21 protein-coding genes and 1 pseudogene are annotated in these 25,945 nt (G+C 73.7%); 5 read left to right on the top strand and 17 right to left on the bottom strand.

Translation table 11 applies throughout. The features are described from left to right. Positions 1-67: 67 nt before the first annotated feature. The 6 genes from ACFVU9_RS40695 to ACFVU9_RS40670 form a co-directional block, all read right to left on the bottom strand. Positions 68-1,387 (bottom strand): cytochrome P450, encoded by a 1,320-nt coding sequence (locus ACFVU9_RS40695; RefSeq protein ID WP_387602372.1) that lies wholly within the window; start codon positions 1,385-1,387, stop codon positions 68-70. Positions 1,388-1,398: 11 nt separating this feature from the next. Then, positions 1,399-2,745, bottom strand: coding sequence for an MAB_1171c family putative transporter (locus ACFVU9_RS40690; protein WP_380508077.1), 1,347 nt, complete (start codon positions 2,743-2,745; stop codon positions 1,399-1,401). An 11-nt stretch (positions 2,746-2,756) separates the two neighbouring features. Beyond that, positions 2,757-3,335 carry a hypothetical protein gene (locus tag ACFVU9_RS40685; protein WP_359958570.1) on the bottom strand — a complete coding sequence of 193 codons (579 nt, stop codon included), beginning with the start codon at positions 3,333-3,335 and terminating at the stop codon, positions 2,757-2,759. Positions 3,336-3,441: 106 nt separating this feature from the next. After that, positions 3,442-4,149, bottom strand: coding sequence for a hypothetical protein (locus tag ACFVU9_RS40680; RefSeq protein WP_380440265.1), 708 nt, complete (start codon positions 4,147-4,149; stop codon positions 3,442-3,444). Positions 4,150-4,533: 384 nt separating this feature from the next. Further along, on the bottom strand, positions 4,534-5,571 hold the full coding sequence (locus tag ACFVU9_RS40675; protein WP_380508074.1) for a DUF5954 family protein: 1,038 nt from the start codon (positions 5,569-5,571) through the stop codon (positions 4,534-4,536). Positions 5,572-5,660: 89 nt separating this feature from the next. Continuing rightward, positions 5,661-6,152: a GbsR/MarR family transcriptional regulator gene (locus ACFVU9_RS40670; protein ID WP_380440262.1), complete on the bottom strand. Its 492-nt coding sequence runs from the start codon at positions 6,150-6,152 to the stop codon at positions 5,661-5,663. A 106-nt stretch (positions 6,153-6,258) separates the two neighbouring features. Here ACFVU9_RS40670 and ACFVU9_RS40665 point away from each other — a divergent pair, with 106 nt between their 5' ends. The 3 genes from ACFVU9_RS40665 (at position 6,259) to ACFVU9_RS40655 (ending at position 11,330) form a co-directional block, all read left to right on the top strand. Then, the gene (locus ACFVU9_RS40665) at positions 6,259-7,194 is read left to right on the top strand and encodes an ABC transporter ATP-binding protein (protein ID WP_387602367.1); all 936 of its coding nucleotides are present in this window, start codon (positions 6,259-6,261) and stop codon (positions 7,192-7,194) included. After that, positions 7,191-8,858 carry an ABC transporter permease gene (locus tag ACFVU9_RS40660; protein WP_387602364.1) on the top strand — a complete coding sequence of 556 codons (1,668 nt, stop codon included), beginning with the start codon at positions 7,191-7,193 and terminating at the stop codon, positions 8,856-8,858. Before ACFVU9_RS40665 ends, ACFVU9_RS40660 begins: the two co-directional genes overlap by 4 nt. Before the next feature lie 306 nt (positions 8,859-9,164). Further along, the gene (locus ACFVU9_RS40655; protein WP_387602361.1) at positions 9,165-11,330 is read left to right on the top strand and encodes a hypothetical protein; all 2,166 of its coding nucleotides are present in this window, start codon (positions 9,165-9,167) and stop codon (positions 11,328-11,330) included. A gap of 12 nt (positions 11,331-11,342) precedes the next feature. Here ACFVU9_RS40655 and ACFVU9_RS40650 read toward each other — a convergent pair whose 3' ends face one another. From ACFVU9_RS40650 to ACFVU9_RS40640, 3 genes are all read right to left on the bottom strand, one after another. Then, positions 11,343-12,425 (bottom strand): TolB family protein, encoded by a 1,083-nt coding sequence (locus ACFVU9_RS40650; RefSeq protein WP_387602358.1) that lies wholly within the window; start codon positions 12,423-12,425, stop codon positions 11,343-11,345. Between the two features lie 77 nt (positions 12,426-12,502). Further along, a complete protein-coding gene (locus ACFVU9_RS40645) occupies positions 12,503-13,174 on the bottom strand; it encodes a histidine phosphatase family protein (RefSeq protein ID WP_380508060.1) in 672 nt (223 codons plus the stop codon). Next, positions 13,171-13,821: a class I SAM-dependent methyltransferase gene (locus tag ACFVU9_RS40640; protein ID WP_380440250.1), complete on the bottom strand. Its 651-nt coding sequence runs from the start codon at positions 13,819-13,821 to the stop codon at positions 13,171-13,173. Before ACFVU9_RS40640 ends, ACFVU9_RS40645 begins: the two co-directional genes overlap by 4 nt. Positions 13,822-14,116: 295 nt before the next feature. Here ACFVU9_RS40640 and ACFVU9_RS40635 point away from each other — a divergent pair, with 295 nt between their 5' ends. Next, on the top strand, positions 14,117-16,489 hold the full coding sequence (locus ACFVU9_RS40635) for a glycosyl hydrolase family 18 protein (protein ID WP_387602354.1): 2,373 nt from the start codon (positions 14,117-14,119) through the stop codon (positions 16,487-16,489). Between the two features lie 70 nt (positions 16,490-16,559). On the opposite strand, the gene ACFVU9_RS40630 is transcribed toward ACFVU9_RS40635, so the two are convergent. The 8 genes from ACFVU9_RS40630 to ACFVU9_RS40595 all read right to left on the bottom strand — a co-directional run bounded on the left by ACFVU9_RS40630 (position 16,560) and on the right by ACFVU9_RS40595 (position 24,962). Further along, positions 16,560-17,333, bottom strand: coding sequence for a hypothetical protein (locus ACFVU9_RS40630; protein ID WP_380440246.1), 774 nt, complete (start codon positions 17,331-17,333; stop codon positions 16,560-16,562). Positions 17,334-17,459: 126 nt separating this feature from the next. Further along, complete coding sequence (locus ACFVU9_RS40625) at positions 17,460-17,588, bottom strand: hypothetical protein (protein WP_380440244.1); 129 nt, start codon at positions 17,586-17,588, stop codon at positions 17,460-17,462. Between the two features lie 1,073 nt (positions 17,589-18,661). Further along, on the bottom strand, positions 18,662-20,068 hold the full coding sequence (locus ACFVU9_RS40620) for a family 2B encapsulin nanocompartment shell protein (protein ID WP_380440242.1): 1,407 nt from the start codon (positions 20,066-20,068) through the stop codon (positions 18,662-18,664). A gap of 498 nt (positions 20,069-20,566) precedes the next feature. After that, positions 20,567-21,376 (bottom strand): DUF1963 domain-containing protein, encoded by an 810-nt coding sequence (locus ACFVU9_RS40615; protein WP_380508053.1) that lies wholly within the window; start codon positions 21,374-21,376, stop codon positions 20,567-20,569. A gap of 191 nt (positions 21,377-21,567) precedes the next feature. Continuing rightward, a complete protein-coding gene (locus ACFVU9_RS40610) occupies positions 21,568-22,077 on the bottom strand; it encodes a hypothetical protein (protein ID WP_387602349.1) in 510 nt (169 codons plus the stop codon). Between the two features lie 203 nt (positions 22,078-22,280). Continuing rightward, positions 22,281-23,789 (bottom strand): PLP-dependent aminotransferase family protein, encoded by a 1,509-nt coding sequence (locus ACFVU9_RS40605; RefSeq protein WP_380440236.1) that lies wholly within the window; start codon positions 23,787-23,789, stop codon positions 22,281-22,283. 51 nt (positions 23,790-23,840) lie between these two features. Then, entirely contained in the window at positions 23,841-24,377 is a 537-nt protein-coding gene (locus ACFVU9_RS40600; protein ID WP_380440234.1) for a hypothetical protein, read from the bottom strand. A 72-nt stretch (positions 24,378-24,449) separates the two neighbouring features. After that, complete coding sequence (locus tag ACFVU9_RS40595; protein ID WP_387602346.1) at positions 24,450-24,962, bottom strand: universal stress protein; 513 nt, start codon at positions 24,960-24,962, stop codon at positions 24,450-24,452. A gap of 549 nt (positions 24,963-25,511) precedes the next feature. Between ACFVU9_RS40595 and ACFVU9_RS40590 the strand changes: the two are divergent. Beyond that, positions 25,512-25,898 (top strand): annotated as a pseudogene (locus ACFVU9_RS40590) (transglycosylase family protein); the annotation flags it as partial. Between the last annotated feature and the right edge of the window lie 47 nt (positions 25,899-25,945).

The following is a 25,945-nucleotide window of genomic DNA, read 5'->3' as shown; positions in this document are numbered from 1 at the left end:
CCCCGCCGGGTTCCCACTCGGCGGGGCGAAGCGCTGTCGTGCACCGCTGACGGTCACCAGGTAACGGTCACCAAGTGACGGGCAGTGCGAGCGGCCCCCGGTTGCGGAAGGACTCGCACCACGTGACGGCCGCGTCCGGGTCCGCCGCGCGCAGGGACGGGAAGCGCCGGACGAGCGCCTCGACGGCGATCCCGGCCTCCAGGCGGGCGAGCGCCGAGCCGAGGCAGTGGTGGATGCCGTGGCCGAAGCCGAGGTGCCCGCCCTCGGGCCGGCCGGCGTCGTGCCGGGCGGGATCGAAACGGCCGGCGTCGTGGCGGGCCGGATCGAAACGGCCGGGATCGAACCGGCCGGGGTCGAAACGGCCCGGGTCGAACCGGCCGGGGTCGAAACGGCCCGGGTCGAACCGGCCGGGGTCGTCGAACTGCTGCGGATCCCGGTTGGCCGAGGTGAGGGACATCCAGATCCGCTCCCCGGCGGCGATCCGGACACCGCCGATGTCGAGGTCCTCCCGGGCGAAGCGCCGGGAGGCCAGCATGGACGGGCTGTTCCACCTCATGACCTCGTCGACCACCCGGCCGACGGCGAGACCGCCCGACCGCAGGGCGGTCAGCGCCTCCTCGTGGGTCAGGAGCGCCAGGACGGCGTTGCCGACGAGGTTCGCGCTGTTGTCGTACCCGGCGAACAGGAGGAGGAAGGCGAGGGCCACGAGCTCGGGCTCGGAGAGCCGGTCGCCGTCCTCGTGGGCCGACACCATCTGCGTGAGCAGGTCGTCGCCGGGCCGCTCCCGCTTGCCGGCGATCAGGCCGACCAGGTAGCGGTGCATGTCCTTCAGGGCCCGGCGGGAGGCGAGCGCCGCGTCCGGGGCGGGCGAGCGCAGGGCGTCCGTCCACGTCCGGAAGTCCCGGCGGTCCTCCTCCGCGATGCCGAGCACGTCGCAGATCACCGTGAGCGCCAAGGGCGTCGCGAAGTCCCCCATGACATCGGCCGAACCGCCTTGGAAGCGGTCGAGGAGCTCTGCCGTGCGGCGCTCGATCGCCGGTCGCAGCCGGGCGACGCTGCGGGCGGTGAAGGCGGGCGCGACCAGGCGGCGGACCCGGGTGTGGTCGGGCGGGTCCATGTTGAGCAGGTGCGCGTCGAGCGCCGACGGCATCGAGGCGCCGTGCGTGCCGCTGCTGGTGGACGTCGCCTTGCTCAGCGACAGCCGCGGGTCGGCGAGCCCCGCGCGCACGTCCTCGTAGCGGGTGACGAGCCACACCGGCGCACCGTCCGGCGTCGTCGTGCGGACGACCGGGCAGGCCGTGCGCAGGTGCGCGTAGCCCGCGTGCGGGTCGGTCAGCAGCGTTCCGTCGAACAGCGTCCCGTCGGAGGGCAGGCCGGCGTCCGTCATGGCGGCTTCCGTCATGAGGCGGTGACCCCGGCGTCGAACGAGCCTGCGGCACCGAAGCGTTCGGTGACGGCGGCGACTATCGGAGAGGTCCGGTAGGCGACCGCGACCTTGACCAGGAAGGCGACCTCCTCGGCCGGGTCGACGGCCGCGGGCTCGTGGCGGCCGGGGGCCGGGGGCGGCACGGGAGCCCCGGCGGCGTGCGTCCGCAGGGCCACGCTCACCTGCGCGGCCTCCACGGCGGCCTCGACCTCGTCGGGTGCGAGGTCCCGCTCCCGCGCGAGGTCCCGCGCCGCGTTCGCCGCCGTGTCCGTGTAGTAGGGGCGCAGCCGGAGCTGGGCGTCGCGGATCTCCACCCGCTGGCGGGCCACGAGCAGGTCGAGGTCCTGGAGGCCGTCGGCCTGCTGGTCGTCCCCCTGCCGGCCGCCGCGGGGCGCGAGCGTCATCCGGCCCTCGCGGATCCCGATGGCCGGCCGGGCGAGCAGTGCCTTGGCGGACCACGGCTGCCGACGGTCGTTCGACGGGAGGAGGACGAGCTCCGGGAAGGCGGTCGCGAGGTCGTGCCAGAGCGGGTAGAGGCGCTTGTACGCGCGGTAGGAGACCGCGATCTCGCGCAGGCGGTCCAGTCCCTCGCCCCACGCGGGCATGGTGAAGCCGACGGAGAACAGCAGGGCCGAGACGCTGGCGGACAGCGGGGCGCCGATGCTGCTGACGGTGTGCAGGGGCGAGGTGGCGACCTGGTCCCAGAGCATGTTGAGGATCTTGGGCACGCCGTAGCCGAGGCCGAAGAACGCGCCGAGGGCGACAGTGCGCAGGCCCCGGCGCAGCCACGGGCGGTCGACCGCCGCGGCGTAGCGGCGGCACAGCACGATGAGCATCACCATGCTGGTGGTGAAGAGGAGTTGGTAGCCGAGCAGGAAGACCGAGATGTAGGGCACATCGGCGAAGGTGACGTCGAAGTCCACCGGGTGTTCGACGCCGTCGACGTTGCCGAGGAAGAAGAGGACGGCCATGGCGGCGATGGTCGTCAGCGAGTAGCCCACGCCCAGCCAGTGACGGACCCTCATCCCGCTCTGGGCCGAGGACCAGGACACCAGCAGGGCGATGAACCCGGAGACGCACACCGCCACGCAGACGTAGATGATCAGGGTCGCGATGTTCGGCACGCCGAGGAGGCGGTCGATCCCCATGTAGACGTGGGGCGAGGCCAGGACGAACGGCGCGGCGAACGTGGCGATCGACAGGCACAGGATCTGGAGTTCCCTGTTGCGCCAGTCGCGCACGAGGTCGCGGACCTTGTAGAAGAAAGCGGTCCAGGTGATGACCGCGAGTACGGCGTAGACGACGGTGAGCAGCAGCACGGGGCTCGACCTTAGCGCGAATTGCGCTCCAGGGCCGCGCCGATGTGCCGGACGAGGTTGGCCATCCCGGGGCTGACGGCCTCCTGCCTGGTGCGGGAGGGCGCGCGGCCGGCCCGCAGCGGGAGGAGGGAGGCGACGTACTCGGCGGCCCGTTCCTCCTGCGAGGTGTAGACGGAGCGGGCGAGGACGGACTGCACGAAGCGCGGGTCGAGGGTGGGCATCAGGAGCCGGGCGGCCTCGTCCTGGTCGGCCTCGCTGAAGCCGTGGCCGAGCAGCATGTGGCCGAGCTCGTGCATGACGATGTGTTCCTGGTGGGCCCGGCTGGTGTCCGCGAGGTAGAGGACGTAGTCGACGTCGTCGGTGGCCACCCACAGGCCGCAGGGGCTGCCCTGGCGGACCGGCAGGGGGATCGGGACGAGCGAGATCCCGCGGCCGCGCTGGCGCTCGACGCTGTCGACGAGCGAGTTGATGCTGAAGGGGCTCGGGAGGTCGATCCGGGCCACCACGTCCGCGCAGTGTTTTCGCAGGTCCTTGTCGTTCAACTCCGGCCCCCAGAGGCGTTCGTTCTGCTTCCATCGGACAAACGGCACGCCATCCCCCGGACGCTGATCGGGCTCCCCCTGGCCGCTCGGTCGAGGACCGCGTGGAGGGGAGCCTAACGAATCGGCCCGCCCGCTCCCGCCGGGCGGGTCCCGTTCACATGCGCCGGCGCGGATCGGCCTTGCTCAGGAGGTCCAGCATGGGCGACAGGGCCTGGAAGGCGTCCTCGGGCAGCCCCGCGACCTGGCGCAGGGCGATGCCTCTGGCCCCCTGGGCCTTCAGCGCGCCCAGCAGCAGCAGGTCGTTGGGGTCCGCGGCGGGGATGCGGTGGTCGACGAAGTACCCGGCCGGGAGGCTGATCCTGGCGGCGAGTTCGTCCAGCGGCAGGCGCAGCCGCTCGTCCCACCGGCCGGCCCGCAGGCCGTCGAGGGCGTCGCGGCCGATCGGGCAGTTCCTGGCGGTCAGGACGGCGACGCGGGCGTCGTCGTCGAGGGCCGCGGCGGTGTCGGGCTGCAGCACCTTGAGGATGCCGTCGAGGCGCTGGAGCACCATGTCCGGGTCCGGTGCGGGCGTGCCGCCGGCGGCCTCCCCCTCGGAGAGGAAGTACGAGATCGGCACGCGGTAGACGTTCGCCAGCGCGGTCAGGCTGTTGATGCCCGGGTTCGCGACCCGCTCGTTGCGCAGGTTGTGCACCGTCTGACGGCTGATCGTGGGGCTGCCGGGGTACCGCTCCGCGTACTCCTGGCTGGCCTGCTCCACCGCGTGGTAGTCCCGCGGGCCGGTGCCGTCGGGGTGTCCGGTGCTCATGAGGTGCGTGAGTCGCTCCGCGATGGTCCGGCGGTGAGCCGCGGTGTCCTCGGCCATCTTCCTGTGCACTCCTTCGCGGTGTCGGGTCCAGCGTCGTCAATCATACGTGACGAGAAGTCGGCTGAACGGCGTTCTCATCAAGCATCCTTGACAGACCGGGGTCCGTGTATGCACGATCGGTCGCGACGCCGCACCGGACGGTGAGGACCTGCAAGGCGTGGACGGGCAGTACACGGGGGCCGTCCCGCCGCGACACGGGGGCAGGTCCCGGCTCCGTCCGGTCGGCGGGCGAAGGTGCCGCATGCGCGCATTGCATGCGCCGCCGGCCACCCGCAGCCACCCCACGGGCTCCGGGTGGCCGGCACCGCACCTGACCACGGTCTCCGGCGGTGGAGGGGGGACGGGGGTTCCCCTCCACCCCGGCAAAACTGCGCGCCCGGTTCAGTCCTGCTCGTCCTCGGGCAGCAGCCCCGCCGCGCGGTCGCGGGCCTCCTGGACCATGATCGGCGGGTCCGGGTCGGGGTCCGACGGGCGCGGCTGCTCCGGGCCGTCCGGGCCGAGCCGCACCACCGGTTCGACGCGCACCAGTTGGAAGCGGCGCCCCGCGGCCTCGACGGTGTTGGCCCGCAGTGCGTCCAGTCGGTCGGCCGCGGCGGCGTAGGCGGCGAGTTCGTCCTCGCCCAGACCGGGGTCGGTCATCGGCGCGAACTCGCGCAGGTAGGCGGCCAGGGTGTCGCGGGCGGCCTGCGGTGTCTCGCAGGCACCGGTCATCGGGCCCCAGCGCCCGTCACGCTGTTCGGCGACGGCGCAGTGCACGGGCAGCACGAACACGTTCGGGTGAAGCGCAGAGGCCTGCCTGGCGTCCTCGCGGACCTCCTCGGTGATCGAACGGCCGCTCGGCACCAGGGTCATCAGGTCGAGCCGGACGATGCCGTCGACCAGCGAGACGGCCGCGGCCGGGTCGATCACGTAGCCGTCGACCCGGGACGGCGCCCGGTGCCCCCGGCCGACCGGCGCCGGGTCCGGGTCCGTGGGGCGCGGCGGTTCGACGCCCTCGGGGCCCCCGCGCAGCACCTGTTCGGCGCGGAAGACCCGGTACTGCCGCCCGGCGACGGCCAGTTCGTCGAGCTTCTCCCACTCCAGCCGCTCGTACGCGGCGGTGTAGGCGGCGCGCTCGGCGTCGGTGATGTCCCAGGGGGCGGCCCACCGGCCGCCGGGTTCGCCGTGCGCCCAGCAGCGGAAGACGTGCCCGAGGTCGTCGCGAGCGCCCTGCGGCGTGCCCGCGTGGAAGCAGAGGATCCGCCAGGCCCCCTCGGGGGTGCGCTCGATCGAGCCGAAGACCGGCGGCATCATGAGCAGGTCCGGATAGCGTTCGCGCGACTCCCACGCCTCCAGGCCGGCCACGGCGGAGACCGGGTCGTCGGTGTGGGTGACCCGGATGGTGAGGTGGTCGGGAATGGGCACCACGTCGTCGTCCATGCGGCCAGTGGTAGCGCAGCGGACCGCCGTTCGAGGTGTCCTTGGGTGAACTGCCGTCACGCAGTGGGTAGTTGTGGGATCCTTCGGCGCTAGTGCGCGCCCTCGCCGGCCGCCGCCCGCCGGGCCCGCTCGACGCGCCAGCGGCCGAGCATCCCGTGCAGCTCGTCGATCATGAACTCGAAGAACTCGGCACTCTCGGCGAGCCGCCGCCCCGCCGCGGTGTCGGCGCCGACGACCGACTCGCCGTCCTTGAGCACCCGGATCCAGCGCATGATGATCTCGTCGCGCCGAGTCAGCGACTCGAACCAGACGTCGTTCAGCACCCGGTAGCGGTCGCGCCGGGATCCGGGCTCGCGCTCCTTGGAGACCAGCCCGACCTGGGTCAGGTAGCGCATCGCGCCCGACACGGCCGCCGGGCTGATCCGCAGCCGCTCGGAGAGCTCGGCGGAGGTGAGCACGCCGCTCTCCTCGGCCATCAGGCAGGAGAAGATCCGCGCGGGCATCCGGGCCATGCCCGCCACCACCAGGTCGGCCGCGAACCGCTCGACGAAGTCCGCCTTCTCCTGGTCCCGCTCCGCCACCGCACACCGTCCCGAATCCGCTGTCGATCTTCCGACGATCTTCCGAGGGAACTTTAACGCCTTCCCAATATTCACGTTTTTCTGAAACTACGGTACTTTCGACAACATGACGAAGGCAATCGCCCTCTCCGGCCTCCGCAAGGACTTCGGCCGGACCACCGCGCTGGACGGCCTCGACCTCGACGTCGAGACCGGCGAGGTGCACGGCTTCCTCGGCCCCAACGGCGCCGGGAAGTCCACCACCATCCGGATCCTGCTCGGCCTGCTGCGCGCGGACGGCGGCACCGTCCGGCTGCTCGGCAAGGACCCCTGGCACGACGCCGTCGAACTGCACCGCCGGCTCGCCTACGTGCCGGGCGACGTCGAACTGTGGCCGGGCCTCACCGGCGGCGAGGCCATCGACCTCCTCTCCCGGCTGCGCGGCCGCCCCGACCGCCGTCGGCGCGACGAGCTCGTCGAGCGCTTCGACCTCGACCCCACCAAGAAGGGCCGCAGCTACTCCAAGGGCAACCGGCAGAAGGTCGCCATCGTCGCCGCCCTCGCCTCCGACGCCGAGCTCCTGCTCCTCGACGAACCCACCTCCGGGCTCGACCCGCTCATGGAGGTCGTCTTCCAGGACGTCGTCCGCGAGGCCAAGGACCAGGGCCGGACGGTCCTGCTCTCCAGCCACGTCCTCGACGAGGTCGAGAAGCTGGGCGACCGCGTCAGCATCATCCGGCGCGGCCGGGTGGTCCAGAGCGGCACCCTCGGCGAACTGCGCCACCTCACCCGCACCACCGTCGAGGCCGAGACCGTCCGGCTCGTCACCGGCCTCGACGCACTGCCCGGCGTGCACGGCGTGCGCACCGACGGCGCCCGGGTGCGCTTCGCCGTGGACGGCGCCGAACTCGACGCCGCCGTCCGCCGGCTGAGCGAGGCCGGACTGCGCAGCCTGGTCAGCCACCCGCCCACGCTGGAGGAGCTCATGCTGCGCCACTACGGCGACGAACTCGCCGGCGAGCACCCCGGCGGGCCCGGCGCGGACGCCGGAGCCGCACGATGACCACCACCGCCGCGACCCCCGGCACCCGCCGCACCACCGCCGCCGGACACCGCCCCGCCGCCCGCGGCCCGTTCGCCGGCACCGGTGCCCTGCTCCGCTTCGACCTGCGCCGCGACCGCGTCCGGCTGCCCGCCTGGGTGCTCGGCCTCGGCCTGCTCACCCTCGGCACCGCCAACAGCCTGCACACCGTCTACCCGACCGCCGCCGACCGCGCCTCGATCGGCCACGCCTCCGCGAACCCCGCCGTCCTCGCCATGACCGGCCCCCGGCACTACCTCGCCGACTACACGTGGGGCGCCATGCTCGGCCACCGGATGCTCGGACTCACCGTCGTCCTCGTCGCGCTCATGAGCATCCTGACCGTCACCCGGCACACCCGGGCCGAGGAGGAGAGCGGCCGCGCCGAACTCGTCCGCTCCGCCGCCGTCGGCCGGCACGCCCACCTGGCCGCCGCGCTCGCCACCGCCGCCGTCGCCGACCTCGCCCTCGGTCTCCTGCTCGCCGCCGGGCTGCCCGGACTCGGCGTCCCGGACCTCACCACCGGCGGCGCCCTGCTCTACGGCGCGGCGCTCGCCACCGCCGGGCTGCTCTTCGCCGCGGCCACCGCCGTCACCGCCCAGGCCACCGCACACACCCGGACGGCCTCCGGCCTCGCCCTCGCCGTGCTCGGCGCCGCCTACGCGGTGCGCGCGGCCGGCGACGCCGCCGACAGCGCCCTCGCCTGGGCCTCCCCCATCGGCTGGCTCCAGCACACCTACCCGTTCGTCGACGACCGCTGGTGGCCGCTGCTGCCCGCGCTCGCCCTCACCGCCGCCGTCGCCGCGGCCGGGTTCGGGCTGAGCACCCGCCGGGACGTCGGCGCGGGCCTGCGCGCCACCCGCCCCGGACCGCCCACCGGCAGCGCCGCCCTCGGCACCCCGCTCGGCCTCGCGCTGCGCCTGCACCGCGGCCTGATCGGCGGCTTCGCGACGGCCCTCCTGCTCCTCGGGGCGATGTACGGCTCGCTGCTCGGGAACGCCGACTCGATGCTCAAGGACGTCGACCGGATCCGCGAGGCCCTCGCCCGGCTCGGCGGCCACAGCCTCGCCGACTCCTTCGCCGCGCTGACGATGCTCGTGGTGGCCGTCGTCGGCGCCGTGTACGCCGTCCTCGCGATGCTGCGCCCGCGGGCCGAGGAGACGGCCGGGCGGGTCGAACCGGTGCTCGCGGCCGCCGTCTCCCGGGCCGGCTGGCTGGGCGCGCACATCGCGGCGGCGCTGATCGGCTCGACGGCCGTGCTGCTCGCGGCGGGCGCCGGGTTCGGGATCGCGGGGGCCGCCTCCACCGGCGACGGCGGCGAGTTCCTCCGGCTGGCCGGCGCGGCCCTGGCGTTCGCGCCCGCCCAGTGGGTGACGGTGGGCTTCGCCGCGGCCGTGTACGGGTGGCTGCCCAGGGCCACCGCGCTGGCCTGGCTGCTGCCCGGGTACGGCTTCGTGATCGGCTACCTCGGGCCGCTGCTGCGGTTCCCCGAGGGCCTCGACCGGCTCTCCCCGTTCGGCCAGGTGCCGCGGCTGCCCGCGGCGGCCATGGACTGGACGCCGCTCGCCGTGCTCACCCTCGTCGCGGCGGCACTGATCGCACTCGGGCTGGCCGGGTTCCGGCGGCGCGACCTGGACACCGGCTGACGACACCGGGCTGCACCAACGCCTGTTTCAGGCAAAGGAGTTGACGAGCGACAGCCAGCGGCGACGCCGGGTGTCAAGCCTCCCAGGGAGGAGAGAACGTGCCGATTGCGTGCGATCGGGGTCGCCCGCCCCGGGCGGCGCGCGCTCGGACGTCTGGCGTAGCCGGTGGGCCGGGGCGGGACGGGCCGGACACGGGCCCCTAAGGTCGCCTACGGAGGGTGCGGAGGGCCGCGAGCGAACGGGGGCAGGCGGCGCCTCCCGGCCCGCCTTCTTCCGTGCCATGCCGACCCTTGCTGGGGGACCACCATGTCCGAGCACGAAGGAATACCCACCGCCGCCCCGCGCATCGGCCGCCGCCGCCTGCTGCGCGCGGGCCTCGGCGCCGGCGGCGCCCTGGCCACCGTCCGGCTGCTGCCCGGCCGGGCCCGGGCCACCGCGCCCGTGCCCACCGCCGCACCGGTGCCGACCGGTGCGGCCGCCGCGGCGCAGCCCTGGCCCGAGTGGGCGCGCCACGCCCGCCTGGCCGACGGCACGTTCAACGAGGCCGCCGACATGCAGCCGGCCGTCGACGCGCTGAAGGCCCAGAACGTCAGCGTGATCGAGCTCGACACGATCCTGTCCGACTGGCACACCGACGCCGAGTTCGCGGCGCACATGGCCGACGTGACGACCTTCACCCGCCTCGCGCACGCCGCCGGCCTGAGAGTGGTCATGTACTACCCCTCGCTGGAGGTCATCTCCCCCGGCGGCCTCAAGGGCCGGTCCTTCTACAAGAACGCCGAGGGCGGCGCGTGGGTCCAGCGCGACCTCGACGGCAAGCCGAACGTCTTCTACGGCAACGTGGTGGTGTGGGTCGACAAGGACGACGAGAGCGTCTGGCTCAGCCCCAATTCCCCTTGGCGGGACTACTACCTCAAGCGGATCAAGCTCCTCGCCGCGACCGGCGTCGACGCGATCTGGCCGGACGTGCCGATCTACTTCGACGGCGTGCTGTCCTGGTGCGACGCCTCCACGTGGGGCGCCGCGGCGTTCAAGGCCGACACCGGGCTCGCCCTGCCGAGGGCCGCCGACTACGCCGACCCGGTCTTCCGCGCCTACGTCGAGTGGCGCCACGGCAACCTCGCCCGGTTCCAGCTGGACATCGCCGCCGCCGCGCGCTCCGTCAACCCCGACCTGGTCGTCTTCTCCGAGACCGTCTCGATGGACTACCGCTACGCGACCACGATCGGCCTGGACGGCGCCTACCTCCGCCAGGCCGACGCCGGCATCAGCCAGGTGTGGGAGGTGGACGTCCTCGGCAACTACGACGGCATGCGCCACGCCACCGCCACCGACTGGACCTGCCTGATCTCGATGTACAAGTACGCCCGCGCCGCCAGCGGCAACCGGCCCGCGTGGGCCTTCTCCTACGGCTGGCAGCCGGACGACGCCTCGCTCGTGCTCGCCCAGGTGATCGCCACCGGCTGCAACCCCTACGAGGTCAGGACGCCCTACAAGAACGAGGGCGTGGACGCGGCGATGCGCACCCGGGTCTACGCCTTCGTCCGGGCCAACGAGGCGCGCATCTTCGACGCCGCCTCCCTCGCCCAGGTGGGCGTCTACCACTCCAGCGCCTCGCGGGACTACGTCGGCCCCACCGCGGGCAACGGGATGTACGTCACCGTCGATCCCCCGGCCGGGGTCACCGACTGGTGGGGCGGCGGCGACCCGACGATGAGCTGCGCGACGATGCCGTGGCTGGGCGAGTTCCGCGGCACCGTCAAGGCCCTGGTGTACGCGCACGTCCCGTTCGACACCGTGACGAGCCCCGGGCTGACGGCCGCCGACCTCGCCCGGTTCAAGGTCGTGCTGCTGCCCAACCTCCAGGCCGTCTCGGACCCGGAGGCGGCGGTCCTGCGGGACTACGTCCGAGCCGGCGGCACCGTCCTGATCACCGGCCCCGACCCCACCGGCCTCGACGGGCTCGGCGCCCGGCGCGCCGAGTTCGCGCTCGCCGACGTCCTCGGGCTGAGCCGGGCGGGCGAACTGCCGGACACCAACCGGAACGCGTACGGCGCCGGCACCGCGTGGTACGTCAAGGCCCTGCCGGGGCTGAGCTACCTCACGGGGAACGACCAGGCCTCGGCCGACCTGCTGCTGGCGCCGGTACGGCAGTCCGCGCCGCCGGCCGTCACCCTGGCCGGGGACCGCCGCATCTTCCTGGAGGCCCGCCGGCTCGGCGGCGACGTCGTCGTCCACCTCGTGAACTTCACCGACTTCGGCGACACCCAGGCCGACTTCCGCACCACGCCCACCGATTGCACGCTCTCCTGCGCCCTGCCCGCGGGCGCCGCCGTCGCCTCGGTGACCGTCGCCTCCCCGGACGGCACCGACCCGGCGCCCGGGCCGGTGCCGTACACCGTCACCGGCTCGACGGTCAGCGTGCCGCTGACGGTCGTGCAGTACTCGCTGGTCACGATCTCGACGCGGTAGCGCCGGCCGGGTTCACAGGCTCGGCGCCGGGATCCGCCACAGCGCCGCCGGGTTGGACTCGCCGCCCGGCGACGACTCGAAGGCGATCCACTTCCCGTCCGGGGACCAGCTCGGCGCTCCGTCGTAGGAGCCGTCGTTCCTGGTCACCCGGACGGGCTCGCCGCCGTCCGCCGCCACCACGAAGACCTGCGCGTTCGCCAGGGTGCCGGCGTTGGACGAGAAGACCAGGTGCCGGCCGTCCGGCGACCACGTCGCATCGGTGTGCTCCCCGGGCGAGTCGGTGACCCGGCGCAGCCCGGTGCCGTCCGCCCCGACCGTCCACAGGGCCCAGCTCTCGCTGCCGGCGTCGCGGCGCTGGAAGACGATCCGGTCACCCTTGGGGGACCAGTTCGGCTGCCGGTTGTCGGTCTTCGTGCCCTTGCCGTCGACGAGGCGCACGGGCGCGCCGCCGCTCCGGCGGACCTTCCAGATCGAGTCCTGCTCGGCGCTGTCGCCGTGGACTGACGCGTGCTCGGGCTCCCAGCTCTGCTGGAAGACGATCCACTCGCCGTCCGGGGAGAAGCTCGGCTCGTTGAAGCCGCTGTCGTCGTCGTGCCGGGTGACCCGCTCGGGGGTGCCGCCCGGCTTCATCGTCCAGACCTCGTCGTGGCCGCCGTCCCGGTCGGTGGCGAAGGCGAAGGCGTCGGCGGCGGCGTTCCAGCTGGTGCCCGGGAGGTTGACGGCGGCCTTGTCCGGGTCCTCCAGCACCTTGCGCAGCGTGCGGTCGCCCTCCACGGGGAGCACGCCGAGGGCGGCTGCGCCCTTGTTGTAGCCCTCGGCGAACTCGGTGACCAGCACGGAGGCGCCGTCCGGGGCGAACGCGGGGTTCTGCGCGCTCTTCGTCCCGCCCGCCCGGTAGAGCAGTTCGGCGCCGTCGGCCCGGCGCTCGCCCGGCCCTCCGGCGGGTGGCCCTCCGGTGGGCGACCCCGCGGTAGGCGGCGCGGCGGCGGCCGTGGACAGGCCGGGCTCCGGTTCGCCCTCCGAACCGGAGCCGCTGCATCCGGCGACCAGCACCACGGCGGTCGACGAGGCGGCGATCAGCACACGAATCCTCATGCACGACACGCTAGTTGACGGATCCTCAGGCGCGTGTACGCGAGATGAAGAGACGGTGCCCCGGCCTCTGCGGGGCCTCAGGAGTCGCCGTCCAGCAGGTGCTGGTGCACCTCCTGGAACGTCCACGGGCCGCCGGCCGTCCGGGAGAACACCCACACGAGGTCGAAGCGGTCCGGCCAGACCGCCGGCGCGCCGCTGCCCGTCGCGCCGAGGGCCTCCACGATCCGCGGGATGCGCCCGTGCTCCCAGCTGATGAGCACCGGCTGGGCGCCCGTCAGCACCGCCCCGGCGAGCTCGGTCTCCTGCGACTCGGCGTAGGTGATGTCGACCTTCAGGCCGAGCGCGGCGCCCAGCGGGGTGACGGTCTGCCGCATCCGGTGCGCGCCGGCGAGCGGGCCCTGGTCGGAGGCGGCGTAGATCCGGGCGGGCTTGCGGAGCCCGGTGGCCGGCGGGTCGAACAGCTTGGGCAGCGCCTTCGCCCGGGACCAGCCGCGCTCGGTCAGCGACTTGCTGTCGTGCTTGCCGTTCTCGTCCAGGCCCGGCGTGCTGCCGTCCGGCTTCTCGCCGTGCCGGATGATCATCACGAAGGCGTCGCCGCCGGGATCGCTCGCGCGGGCGGCGGTCGCGTTCGCGGCCTTGGCCGCCTTCTTGGAGTCGGACTTGGAGTTCGACGAGCAGCCGGTGAGCAGCACGGGCACGACCGCGGTCAGGCCGGCGAGCAGGGTGCGGCGGGAGAGCGGAGAGGTCACGCGGCACCCCGCTCCAGGCGGACCAGCAGGTCGACGGCGGTGCCGCCGCCGTTCTGGCCGTCGTCCTGACCCTTGTGCCCGGGATCGCCGCCGACCGGACGCAGGACGCTCTCCGCCCGGACGACGGTCAGGCCGTGGTCGGCGACGTCCGCGAGGACGTCCTCCGGGCCGTACAGGACGCGCGGGTCCTGCGGGCCGCCGACGCCCTCGGCCAGGTTGCGCAGGTCGTGCCCGATCACCAGCAGGGTGCCGCCGGGGGCGAGCGCGCCGGCCGCGCGGCGCAGGGCGGCACGCCGGTCGCGGGCGGGCACCTGGAGGTAGGCGACCAGGACGAGGTCGTAGCCGGCGGCCGACGGGTCGAAGGTGCGGGCGTCGTCGTGGCGCCAGGTGAGCCGGTCGGCGACCTCGTCGGGCAGTTCGGCGGTGAGCCGTTCGGCGCGCTCGATGGCGACGGCGGAGAAGTCCAGGCCGGTGACGTCCCAGCCCTGGCCGGCCAGCCAGATCGCGTTGCGGCCCTCGCCGGCGGCGACGTCCAGGGCGTGGCCGGGCGCGCGGCCGGTCAGTTCGCGGACGACCCACAGGTTGGGATCGACGCCCCACACCAGCTCCTCCGCGGCGTAGCGGTCGTCCCAGTCCTGGCTGTCCATGGCGAGTCCTCCGTTCGGCGGGCCTGCGAGGTACCGGTCAACTTACCGGTCCGCGCAAGCCTCACCCGGGAAGGGTCCGGCCGCTGGACACGACGGATCGGGCTCCGGCCGGGACCGGCGAGGGCGCGGCCGGGACCGGCGAACCCTTGACGCGGATTATTGGTCCAGTCCAATCTGTGGTACCGAGTTCACGCGCCACCCGCCCGCGCGCCCCCACAGCGCCCGGCACGGCTCCCCACGGCCCGTCCGGGCCACCGCACCGCCGGAACCCCCACACATCCGGAGGACACACCGCATGCACGACCGCGTCATGCCCGCGCGCGCCGACGCGCACCGGGCCGCACCGCGCAGACGGGCCACCGCCCTGGCCCTCGCGGCCACCCTCACCACCGGCACGGCCGCCCTCGCGCTCACCCTCGGCCCCGCGTCCGCCGCGACCGTCGACCTGCTGACCAACGGCGACTTCGAGACCGGCACCCTGGCCGGCTGGACCTGCTCGAACGGCTCGGTCGTCACCACCCCGGCGCACGGCGGGACCCACGCGCTCAGCGGGGCGGCGTCGGCCTCGGACACCGCGCAGTGCCGGCAGACCGTCGCCGTCCAGCCGAACACCGCCTACACGCTGTCCGGCTGGGTGCAGGGCAGCTACGTCTACCTCGGCGCCACCGGAGACGGCGTCAACTCCTCGACCTGGACGCCCGGGGCGACCGGGTGGAGCCGGCTGAGCACGAGCTTCACCACCGGGGCGACGACCAGCTCGGTGACCGTGTTCACCCACGGCTGGTACGGCACCGGCACCTACTACGCCGACGACCTCACGCTGACCGGCCCGTCCGGGCCGACCTCGTCGACGAGCCCCACGGCGACCGGCAGCCCCACCGCCTCGACCAGCCCGACCGCGTCCACGAGCCCGACGGCGTCCACGAGCCCGACGGCGTCCACGAGCCCCACCGCCTCGACCAGCCCGACCGCGACCGGCAGCCCGACTGCCACCGCCACCGCCACCGCCACCGGCAGCCCCACCCCGACCGCCACCGCGACGGCGAGCGGCCCCGCCGGGGACGGCAAGGTCACGACCCCCACCGGCGTCTCCGTCACCAAGGTCACCGCCAACGCCGTCGTGCTGACCTGGCAGCCCTCCACGCTGCCCTCCGGCGACGGCCCGGTCGCCTACAAGGTGTGGTCCAACGGACAACTGGTCGCCACCTCGATGGGCACCTCGGTCGCGGTCAGCTCGCTGCTCCCCCGCAGCGGCTACACCTTCAGCGTGCAGGCGTACTCCGGCGGCCACGCCTCCGCCCAGTCCGCGCCGGTGTCCACCACGACCGCCGACGCGCCCGCCCAACAGCCCGTCCGCTCGGCCTACTTCGACCAGTGGGGCATCTACGAGAACGCGTACTACCCGAAGAACGTCGACACCAGCGGCGCAGCCGGCAAGCTCGACGTCGTCCACTACGCGTTCGCCAACATCGACCCGACGAAGTTCACCTGCTTCCAGGCGGTGAAGGCCTCCGACTCCGCCAACGAGAGCAACCCGAACGCCGGTGACGGCGCCGGCGACGCCTACGCCGACTACCAGGACGGCTACACCGCCGCGAACAGCGTCGACGGCACCGACGACGGCTGGGACCAGCCCCTCAAGGGCAACTTCAACCAGCTGCGCCAGCTCAAGGCCAAGTATCCGAACCTGCGCTTCACCATCTCCATCGGCGGCTGGACGTACTCCAAGTACTTCTCCGACGCCGCCGCGACCGACGCCTCCCGCAAGGCGTTCGTCTCCTCGTGCGTCGACATGTTCCTCAAGGGCGACCTGCCGACCGGCGTCGCCGGCGACGCCTCCGGCGGCCCCGCCTCGGCGGCCGGCATCTTCGACGGCGTCGACCTCGACTGGGAGTACCCGGCCTCGGCCGGCGGCCACACCGGCAACCACTACTCCCCCGCCGACAAGCAGGACTTCACCCTGCTGCTCAAGGAGTTCCGCACCCAGCTGGACGCCCTCGGCGCCGCCCAGGGCAAGCGCTTCCTGCTGACCGCCGCCCTGCCCAGCGGCCAGGACAAGATCGCCCAGCTGGAGACCGACAAGATCGGCGCCTACCTGGACTACGCCGACGTCATGTCCTACGACATGCACGGCGCCTGGGACGCCAAGGGCCCGACCAACCACCAGGACCCGCTGCACGACAGCCCGGCCGACCCGACCACGCCGATCACCCCCGGCACCCGCAAGTACAACGTGGACACCATGCTCGCCGCGTACACCACGGGTCTCCCCGAGTACGGCATCCCCGGCGGCTTCCCGGCGAACAAGCTCGTCCTCGGCATCCCGTTCTACTGGCGCGGCTGGACGGGCGTCCCAGCCGGCTCGAACTACGGCCTGTACCAGAGCGCGACCGGCCCGACCGCGGCCAAGCCGCTCAGCCAGGAGGCCGGCCTGGCCGCCTGGAAGGAGCTCGACCCGACCGCCGCGAACACCCACTGGGACCCGGTCACCGAGAGCAGCTGGGTCTACGACGGCACCAACTTCTGGACCGGCGACACCCCGCAGGCCATCCAGGCCCGCGGCGCCTACGCCAAGGGCAAGGGGCTGGGCGGCATGTTCGCCTTCTCCTTGGAGAACGACGACGCCTCCGGCACGCTGCTGAACACCATGGACAGCAGCCTTCATTGACGGATCGTCAGAAATGAGACAGGGCCGTGCGGATCGCCGATCGATCCGCACGGCCCCGGGCCTTCGGTGACTAGTCACCGCCGCCCAGGTTCAGGTGCGGAAAGAGATCGGTGAACGGCTGCGTGGTGACGCGGACGCTCCCGCCGAACGGGTCGTCGAAGTCCCAGATCATGAACAGCAGGAACGCGATCAGCGCGCTGAAGCAGCCCGCCAGGATCAACTCCCGCGGCGTGCGCCGGATCTGGAGCGCGAAGAGCATGCCGAAGGTGACCAGCCCGCCCGCGATGAGCCCGAACCAGACCACCCCGGGCATCGTCGGCCCGGCGTTCTGCCCGCGCGCGTTGCGGGCGTCGGTGGCGGCGGCGATCCGGTCCATCACGGGCTGGTAGGTCTGCGCCTCCAGCTCGTTCGCGGGCTGCCGGGTGGCGACGTCCGAACGCACCTGGGCCAGCAGCTCGTTGCCCTTGTCGGAGACGCTCCCGTGGTCGCGCATGTAGTCCCACTCGACCTGGACGACGTACGACACGTAGGCGTCCACGTCGGCCCTGATCTTGTCGCGGACCTCGGCCGGGTAGACCACCGCCCGGTCGCTCACCTCCTGGAGCGACTGGGCCTCGCGGAACACGCCGTCCTGGGCGCTGCCGCGCGCCTCCCAGACGCCCGCGATCGCGAGGCCGAGGACGATCGCGTAGACCACGCCGATCATCATCGTGATGTACTCGATCACGTCCGGGGTCTCGGCGTGCTTCACGGTGCCCACCCGGCGGTGCCGTAGCACGACCACCGCCACGACGACGGCGCACGCCGCCGCCATGGCGATGGCCAAAGCGACCCACTCGTCCATGGGGACTCCCTTCTCTGGCTCTGCTCGGTGACGGGGAATGTCGGGGTGGGGCCCGGACGCGAAAGGTCCGGGCCCAGCGGGTTGTTCAGGGGTTCTTCGGGGGTCGTTTCGGGGGGCGGGCGGCGGTCAGGAACCGCTCGACCGGCCTCGGCCGCCACCACCGCCGCGGCCCGGGCGCAGCGCTGCCGCCGCGATCACCGCGGGCACGGTCACGATGAGCATCGTGGTGGTCGTCTTGGCGGTGCGGTGGTGCACCGGGGCCTCCGCCAGGGGCTGACCGACCGGCACGTGGTAGCGGGCCTGCGGCGCGGGAGTCGGCCACGCCGGGGCCGGCGGGGGCGGAGGCGGCGGGCTCGCCGCCGGGGTGGGGAGCACCGCGGCCGGGCTCGGCGAAGGGGCCGCGCGGGGCACGGGGGGCGCCGGCCGGGGCGTCTGCGGCACGGCCGGGGCGGGGAGTCGCGGGGCCGGCGCCGGTGCGGGCGGCGGCGGGGGTGCCGACGACGGGGGCGGAGGCGCCGGTGTGCGCGTCGGACTCGGGGGTGTGGCGCTCGGCGTGGGGGTCGGGGTGGGTGTCGGAGTCGGGGTTGGAGTCGGCGTAGGGGTCGGTGTCGGCGTCGGGCTCGGGCACGAATGGTGATGGTGTCCCCAGTGGTACCCGTGGTCCCAGTGGTCCCCGCCGTGGTCCCCGCCCTTGCCGTCCTGCCCGTCGTCGTCATCGTCATCGCCGTGCGGCCGGCACGGGTGGTGCCAGTGCACCTGGACGTCCACGCCGACCCCGACCCCGACGCCGACGTCGTGCCCGTCCGGCCCGACGTCCACCGAGACGTCCGTGCCGGTGCAGACGCAGACGTCGGCGACCGGCCCGTGCGGGTGCCCCCCGCCGTGGCGCACGGCGCCCGAGGCCGACGCGCCGCTCAGCAGCGCGCACATGGCCACCACGCCGACCGCGGCACCGGCCACCCGCGCCTTTCGCCCGCGGACGGCACCTCCTCGGCCGTCCACCGGTATCCGTCGGAGCTGCCGGGGCTGCCGGGGCTGCGGCATGGATCCACCCACCTCTCGGATCGTCGGGAAAGCACACCGCCGTTGCGGGCAGAGTGCTCTGGGGCAGGAAAGCCGGACGGAGGGGCGCAGCAGGACCGGCACGTGCCGTGCGGAACCGCGGACCGCGGGTCCGCCGCCCCCGTCAGGCGAACGGCCCGCCTCCGGGGGCGGGCCGTCCGTCATCTGGTCAAACGATCTTCGAGCGGGCCGGTTACGGCCTCGGCTCGTTCCGGGAGCAAAAATCGACCGCCGCTCGCGGTCCGGCGGCCGGGGCCGCCCGGCGCTCAGTGACGGCCGTGCGCGATCTCGACGTTCTCCAGGACGCCGACCGCGTCCGGCACCAGGATCGCGCACGAGTAGTAGGCGCTGACCAGGTAGGAGATGATCGCCTTCTCGTCGATGCCCATGAAGCGGACCGACAGCGACGGCTGGTACTCGTCCGGCAGGCCGGTCTGGTGCAGGCCGATGACGCCCTGGTTGTCCTCGCCGGTACGGATCACGAGGATCGAGCTCGTGTTCTCCTTGGTGATCGGGATCTTGCTGCACGGCAGGATCGGCACCCCGCGCCAGGCCGGCACCTGCTGCCCGCCGAGGTCGACGTGGTGCGGGTAGATCCCGCGGGCGTTGAGCTCGCGGCCGATCGCCGCGATGGCGCGCGGGTGGGCGAGCAGGTAGTCGGGGTCGCGGCGGCGGTTGAGCAGCTCGTCCAGGTCGTCCGGGGTGGGCGGGCCGGAGTGGGTCTGGATCCGCTGGTCGAAGTCGGCGTTGTTGAGCAGGCCGAACTCCGGGTTGTTGATCATCTCGAACTCCTGCCGCTCGCGCAGGGCCTCGATGGTCAGGCGCAGCTGGTGCTCGATCTGGTTCATCGGCTGGTTGTACAGGTCCGCGACGCGGGTGTGGACCTTGAGGATGGTCTGCGCGACGCTGAGCTCGTACTCGCGCGGCTTCAGCTCGTAGTCCACGAAGGCGCCGGGCAGTTCGTGCTCGCCGTGGTGGCCGGCCGACATGGCGATCTCGGCCTCGCCGCGCTCGTTCTGCGCCTGCAGCGGCAGGGCCAGGAACTCCTGGAGGTGCTCCTGGAGGGTCGGCGCGTTGTCGCGGATCTGCTCGAAGTCGCGGCGGCTGAGCGTGAGGACGACACCGGCGGTCGCGCTCTTGGCGGTGTACTCCCAGACCGCGTCCGGGTTCAGGATGGCGTCGTCGCCGAAGCGGTCGCCGTCGCCGAGCACGCCGACGACCGTCTCGTCGCCGTACTTGCCCGTGCCGATCTTGTTGATCTTGCCGTGCGCGATCAGGTAGATCCGGTCGGCCGCCTCGCCCTGGGTGACGAGCACCTCGCCGGGGCCGAAGTCCCGCTGCTGGCAGCGGTCGGCGAGGGCGGTGAGCACGTCGTCGTCCTCGTAGCCGCGCAGCAGGGCGAGCTCGCCGAGCTCGCGGGGGATCACCCGGACCTCGGACCCGGTCTTGATGAACTCGACCACGCCGTTGCCGACGGTGTAGGTGAGGCGACGGTTCACCCGGTAGGCACCACCGTGGGCCTCGACCCAGGGGAGCACCTTGAGCAGCCAGCGGGAGGTGATCTCCTGCATCTGCGGTGCGGACTTGGTGGTGGTCGCGAGGTTGCGGGCAGCGGCTGTGGCGAGGGACTGCTGCTGTGCCTGCTGTGTCTCGGTGCTGGTGTCGACGGGCATCGGCAGGGGTCTCCTTCATCTGGTCGAAATCACGCGGGCGGGTCGGACCGATCCGTCCCGGCCGGAGCCATGGCGGATCATCAGATACGCGTATTGGTGGGGGTTTTGGCGAAGTCTGCGCAAGCGCGGGCGCCTCTCCCGGCGGCCCACCCGGAACCCTAGATCACCGGGGCCCGGCCAGAGCCGTACGGCGGCCGAGTGCCCCCCGATAGGGTGAATCTGATCCGGATCCGCCCGCTCCGCGCGAAAAGCCTGTCAAACGTCCGTTCGCCGCGCGGATCCGCGTGTGCCGGAGGCCTGGTCAGGGCCGCGTCGCGGAGCCGCCGGGGCCGCGACCGGCCGCCAGCGCCGGGGCCGTGACGGGCCCAACGGGGTGGCGCGCGGCGTCAACACGACGCACCGCCACGCCGGTTGCGGCGTGGCGGTGCGGTGGTTCGTGTGCGGGGCCCAGGGGGCTGTCGTCGCACGGCAGGCGGGGGTTCGAAGACACCCCCTGGGTCAGGCCACCTCCATGCCGTGGCGCACGCGGTCGAAGCGCCCGGCGGCCAGGTCCTCGTCGGTGATCCAGAAGGAGACGTTGACCGTCTCGCCCCAGTGCGCGCCGGCCGCCGAGGCCTCGACCTGGAGCAGCGGGCGGTGCCCCTCGTGCCGTCCGGTGTCGGTGTCGCACCAGCCGAGCACCCGGACGTCGGGGCCGGGAAGGTGGTCGCGGAAGTCGGAGGCGAGGTCGAGCGCGACCATGAAGTCGTCGGGGAACAGGTCCTCCAGCTCGCGGTCCTGGTAGGACGGCGCGGACAGCGCCCAGTCCGCCCGCAGCGGCACGGCGGCGAGCGGGGCGAACTCGCCGCGGCCGGCCGGCTCGGGCCGCGGCGGCGCCCCCGCCGGGACGTGCAGGACGCGGCACCCGTGCCCGGCGTAGTCCGAGAACAGGTCGTCGTGGAAGAACAGCAGCAGCCCGTCGGCCGGCAGCGGCCACGGACCGCCGGGGCCGGTGGTGCGGTGGGCCTCCGCCAGGCCGGCGCAGTCGAGTTGGGCGAGGAGCTGCATCGGGTGCTCGCCGTGGCGGGGCCACGCGACGTCGGCGGGCAGCGCGGCCGGACCGCCGAGCAGGCCGACGGCCGGGCCCGCGGCGGGCTCCCCGCCGGAGCCGTCGTCGAGGGCCGGGGTCAGGGCGAGGGAGGAGCGGAGCAGCCGGTCCACGAGCGGGGCGGTCCGCTCCCCGGCCCGTTCCCGGATGGCGGCGTACACGGCGTACGGCATCGGCACGAGCAGGTCGTCGGCGGGGTCGGTGCACAGCGGTTCGGACATGGGACCCAGCCTGCCAGCCGCCACCGACAGCGGCCGGGCGCGGGCGCGCGAACGGCCCGTCAGGTGCCGGTACGGGGGTGGCCGGCACCTGACGGGGGATCGAGGGGGTCGGGGGGATTCAGGAGAGGTCGGGGAAGGCCGGGTGATTCACCGGGATCCGGGGGACGGACGAAGGGGTTGCGGGAACCGGGTCAGGCGCAGGGCACCTGCGTGCCGGGAATGTTGACGATGCCGGAGTTGTTGGACAGGCCGGCGTTGTACTCGTAGTACAGGTAGGTGTAGAGGTCGATCCGGGTGGACGGTCCGCAGGCCGAGTCCTTGGCGACGGTGAAGGTCACGCTGAAGCTGCTGGAGGCACCGGGCGCGAGCGGCACGTTGTAGCGGGCGATGCCGCCGTGCACGTTCTCGCTGCACCCGTTGGTCTGGGTGCCGCACGCGGTGGCGGTGAACTTGAGGCCCGGCTCCAGGGTGGTCGGGTAGGTCGGCTGGACGCTCTGGTAGACGAACTGGATGGGCGTGTCATAAGGGTTGGTCAGCGTCAGTGCGAGCGTGAACGAGCCGCCCGGGGTGGTCGCCGCCCGGTCCACGACGGCCGTGAGCGGCAGTGGCGCGGCCGCCTGGGCGGGCGCCGCGGAGAGGAGCAGGCCGGCGGCGGCCGGGATCGCGGCGAGAGCGGAACGGCTGAGATGTGTTCTGCGCATGTCCATGGAGCGTAGGGGGCGGTACCGCTTCCGTTGCTCCCCTCCGCCGCGGCCGGTACCGGGTGACGACGCACGGGCGGACGCGGCGGGTCATTGCGCACGCGTTCCGCCCCCGACCCGTCGCCCGGCACCGTATCCTGCCCGCCACGCGGCCGGGTGCGCCGCGGGGCCGGCCGGACGACGCTCCCGGGGCCCCGCCCCGCTCAGGCCGGCGCCGGCAGGATGTCGCACAGCGCGGCGAGCGCCGCCTGGTAGGCGTGGTCGGGCGGGGTGGCGTAGCCGACCACGAGTCCGTCGGCGGCGGGCATGTCCTGCGCCGCGAGCCCCGGGTGCCGGTAGTCGGCGAGCCCCTCCACGGCGAGGCCCCGGTAGGCGGCGGCCTTGAGCACCGAGCGCTCGGTGCCGGGCGCGAGCCGCAGGACGGCGTGCAGACCGGCCGCGATGCCCGAGACGGCGACGTGCGGGGCGCTCTCGGCGAGGGCGGCCACCAGCCGGTCGCGGCGGTCCCGGTAGCGCCGGCGCATCCCGCGCACATGCCGGTCGTAGCCGCCGGAGTCGATGAACTCGGCGAGCGTCAGCTGGTCCAACGCGCTGGCCCAGCCCTCGCGTTCGCCCTTGGCCGCGAGCACCCGGTCGACCAGGTGGTCGGGCAGCACCATCCAGCCGAGGCGCAGCGCGGGCGACAGGCTCTTGCTCGCCGTGCCGAAGTAGACCACGCGCTCCGGGTCGAGGCCCTGGACGGCGCCGACCGGCTGGCGGTCGTAGCGGAACTCCCCGTCGTAGTCGTCCTCCAGGACGAGCCCGCCGCGACCGCGCGCCCAGTCGACGACGGCGGCGCGCCGCGAGGGGTGCAGCGGCCCGCCGGTGGGGAACTGGTGGGCGGGGGTGAGGAGGACCGTCCGGACGTCCTGGAGGTCCCGGCTCCCCGCGTGCCCGCGGCCGCCCGTCAGCCCGGCCGTCCTGGCGCCGTCCTCGTCCAGCGGGAGCGGCACGGTGGCGACCCCGGCGCGGGCCAGCAGCCCGCGGTGGAAGGGCAGCCCGTAGCCCTCGACGGCGAGCGGCCCGTTCTCCCCGGCGGGCAGGACGGCGCCCGCGCCGTCGAACAGCAGCCGCAGCGCGTGCGCGAAGCCGGAGCAGACGACGATCCGGTCGGGGTCGGTGCGCACGCCCCGGGCGCGGGCCAGGTAGTCGGCGAGGACGGTGCGCAGTTCGCGCCGCCCCTGCGGGTCGCCGGGCCCGAACGCCTCGTTGGGCGCGGCGGTCAGGGCGCGGCGCCCGGCGGCGAGCCAGCCGGAGCGCGGGAAGGAGGCGGCGTCGGGCTGCCCCTGGCGCAGGTCGTGGACGGGCCCGGGACGGACGGAGGGGCGGCGGGCCCTGGCCGTCGGCACGGGCTCGGCGCGCTCGGCGACGGTGGTCCCGGAGCCCTGGCGGGCGGTGAGCCAGCCCTCGGCGACGAGTTCGGCGTAGGCCTCGGCGGCGGTGTTGCGGGCGAGGCCGAGGTCGGCGGCGAGCGTGCGGTAGGGCGGCAGCCGGGTGCCGGGGGCCAGCCGTCCGCTGCGGATGGCCTCGCGCAGCGCCGTCATCAGGGCCGCTCTGCGGCCGCCGGTGGCGGGCAGGTCGAGGTGGAGGTCACTGCCGGTCTGGTGGGCGGGGTCGGTCGGCTGGTGGGCGGGCTCGGGCTGGCGGGGGTGCGTGACCGGCGTGTCCGTCATGGTCACGCACCCTATCTCCGCCGTGCCGCACGCCCGTTGGGCGGCCCCGGCTCAGCGCACGCCGTACTGCGGGGCCTCTCCGTACTGCGGGGCGGCCGGCCGGAACATCCCGTCGAACGCCCGGTACAGCTCCGGGCCCTTGGCGCCGGCCACGCTCAGCCGGACGACGTCGCCGTCCGCCTTGCGCACGGTGGCCCGCAGGCCGCCCTGCGGGTCGGTCTGCTCGTACTGGATCCCCGCGATGCGCTCGACCGCGAGCGTGTACTTCGCCGGCTTGCCGCTGCCGAAGATGTCGATGATCTGCTCGCTCAGCCAGGCCAGGGCGCCGGACAGCAGCGAGAGCCCGAAGCAGGAGAAGAAGAAGACGGCGTTCGCGTTCTCCAGCTTCGCAAGGTGGGCCTTGCTGATGATGTAGCCGAAGCCGAACAGCGACACCAGCGCCAGGAGCATGAAGATCCCGAACCCGACGAGGAAGATCCCCCGCCAGTCCCACCCCGTCTCCACCGGCTCCACCGTGAAGCGCTTGTCCTCGAACTTCAGCGTGACGCTGCCGCCAGGCTCCGCCTGGACCCCCGTGATCTCGATCATGGGTGCGGAGCCTAGCGTTCCCGCCGTCCGGCTCCGCACCGGGGCCCGCTGCGGAGCCCGCTGTGGAGCCCGCTACGGCACGACGGTCACCGGCCAGCGCCCCGCCTTCACCAGCCGGACGGCCACCGAGCCGATCACCCGGTGCCCGGCCTGCTCGGAGGCGCCGACGACGACGGCGTCGGCCCGCATTTCGTTCGCGAGCTTGGCCAGCCCCGTATAGGGGTCGCCGCGCATGGTCAGGAAGTGCCACTCGACGCGCCACACGTCCTTCATCCGCTGCTCGGCGTCGCGCAGGGCCGCCAGCAGTTCCTCGGCGATCTCCTGCGTCGTCTCCTCCACCGCCGCCCCCGCCAGTGCCGTGGCCGCGCCGAGCACGGGCTGCACGTACGCCACCGCGAGGGTCGCGCCCTGCCGCCGGGCCAGGCCGGCCGCGTAGGCGGTGGCCCGCCAGGAGGAGTCCGAGCCGTCCAGCCCGGCCAGGATCACCTTCGGTCCGTCCGTCCCCAGCTCGAACCCGGCGGGTGCGACCGCCGCCCCGGGCTCCTCGGCACCGCCGAGCGCCTCCGCATCGCTGTCATGACTCATGCGCCCGCCTCGCTTCGCTCGCCAGGGGCATTCGCCCATACGCGCCTACCGATGATTCGCTCGCTCCGCTCGCTCATGCGCCCGAGGCTATGCCCGCCACCGGGAGTGAGGACACGGGGCACTCCGGGTGAGGCCTGTGGTGCGGGCCACCCCCGGGCGCGCCGGGGGTGGCGGATCCGGCACCGGGAGCCCGCGGACCGTCACTCCCCGTCGACGGTGTGCGCGGCCTCACACGGCCCGCCGAGTGGTCCGGACCACTTCGACAGGCCTTTCGATCTTGGAAATAGGGGCAAAAAGCCCCAAAAGCGCCCAATTCCTTGATCCTTACGCCCGGTAACACCTCGCTGACCTGCCTTGATCCGTAAATCCTTGAAACCGCCACGACCGCCCCCGTACCTTCGAACCCGTTGCACCGAGCACACCGCTCCACCGGGCCTCACCGCCCGGGAGCCGGAACCGGTGCCGAACCACGCGAGTGCGTGTCCCCGAAACCGACGGCCTTCCGAGGGCCTGGTTCCGCGCGCTCGCAGAACCTCCGAAAGGAACCGCATGACTTTCCGTAACGAGACCGCCGCTGCCACCGCCATCGCCACCCCGAAGCGCCGCAACCGCGTCCGGATGGCTCTGATGGCCGGGGCGGTCCTCGCCCTGCCGGTGGCCGGCCTCGTCACGGCGACGACCGCCTCCGCCGCGCCGGCCACCGTCTGGGACAAGGTCGCCGCGTGCGAGGCCACCGGCAACTGGGCCGTGAACTCCGGCAACGGCTTCTACGGCGGCCTGCAGTTCACCTCCAGCACCTGGGCCGCCTTCGGTGGCACCTCCTTCGCCCCGCGCGCCGACCTGGCCACCAAGGACCAGCAGATCGCCGTCGGCGAGAAGGTCCTCGCCGCCCAGGGCCCCACCGCCTGGCCGATCTGCTCGGTCAAGGCCGGCCTGGGCAAGTAAGCCCCACGGCTCCCGAGGCCGCCGCACCCGATCGCGGG

Source organism: Kitasatospora sp. NPDC057936, assembly GCF_042887525.1.
Lineage (GTDB): Bacteria > Actinomycetota > Actinomycetes > Streptomycetales > Streptomycetaceae > Kitasatospora.
Note: the sequence above shows the minus strand (reverse complement) of the source record. Positions and strands in the feature narration are given on the sequence as shown.

What these genes read in the sequence shown, in the direction of transcription:
- ACFVU9_RS40695 (WP_387602372.1), bottom strand. Translation starts at nt 1,387, where the DNA reads ATGACGGACGCCGGCCTGCCCTCCGACGGGACGCTGTTCGACGGAACG.
- ACFVU9_RS40680 (WP_380440265.1), bottom strand. Translation starts at nt 4,149, where the DNA reads ATGGCCGAGGACACCGCGGCTCACCGCCGGACCATCGCGGAGCGACTC.
- ACFVU9_RS40675 (WP_380508074.1), bottom strand. Translation starts at nt 5,571, where the DNA reads ATGGACGACGACGTGGTGCCCATTCCCGACCACCTCACCATCCGGGTC.
- ACFVU9_RS40665 (WP_387602367.1), top strand. Translation starts at nt 6,259, where the DNA reads ATGACGAAGGCAATCGCCCTCTCCGGCCTCCGCAAGGACTTCGGCCGG.
- ACFVU9_RS40660 (WP_387602364.1), top strand. Translation starts at nt 7,191, where the DNA reads ATGACCACCACCGCCGCGACCCCCGGCACCCGCCGCACCACCGCCGCC.
- ACFVU9_RS40655 (WP_387602361.1), top strand. Translation starts at nt 9,165, where the DNA reads ATGTCCGAGCACGAAGGAATACCCACCGCCGCCCCGCGCATCGGCCGC.
- ACFVU9_RS40650 (WP_387602358.1), bottom strand. Translation starts at nt 12,425, where the DNA reads ATGAGGATTCGTGTGCTGATCGCCGCCTCGTCGACCGCCGTGGTGCTG.
- ACFVU9_RS40640 (WP_380440250.1), bottom strand. Translation starts at nt 13,821, where the DNA reads ATGGACAGCCAGGACTGGGACGACCGCTACGCCGCGGAGGAGCTGGTG.
- ACFVU9_RS40635 (WP_387602354.1), top strand. Translation starts at nt 14,117, where the DNA reads ATGCACGACCGCGTCATGCCCGCGCGCGCCGACGCGCACCGGGCCGCA.
- ACFVU9_RS40630 (WP_380440246.1), bottom strand. Translation starts at nt 17,333, where the DNA reads ATGGACGAGTGGGTCGCTTTGGCCATCGCCATGGCGGCGGCGTGCGCC.
- ACFVU9_RS40620 (WP_380440242.1), bottom strand. Translation starts at nt 20,068, where the DNA reads ATGCCCGTCGACACCAGCACCGAGACACAGCAGGCACAGCAGCAGTCC.
- ACFVU9_RS40615 (WP_380508053.1), bottom strand. Translation starts at nt 21,376, where the DNA reads ATGTCCGAACCGCTGTGCACCGACCCCGCCGACGACCTGCTCGTGCCG.
- ACFVU9_RS40610 (WP_387602349.1), bottom strand. Translation starts at nt 22,077, where the DNA reads ATGCGCAGAACACATCTCAGCCGTTCCGCTCTCGCCGCGATCCCGGCC.
- ACFVU9_RS40605 (WP_380440236.1), bottom strand. Translation starts at nt 23,789, where the DNA reads ATGACGGACACGCCGGTCACGCACCCCCGCCAGCCCGAGCCCGCCCAC.
- ACFVU9_RS40600 (WP_380440234.1), bottom strand. Translation starts at nt 24,377, where the DNA reads ATGATCGAGATCACGGGGGTCCAGGCGGAGCCTGGCGGCAGCGTCACG.
- ACFVU9_RS40595 (WP_387602346.1), bottom strand. Translation starts at nt 24,962, where the DNA reads ATGAGTCATGACAGCGATGCGGAGGCGCTCGGCGGTGCCGAGGAGCCC.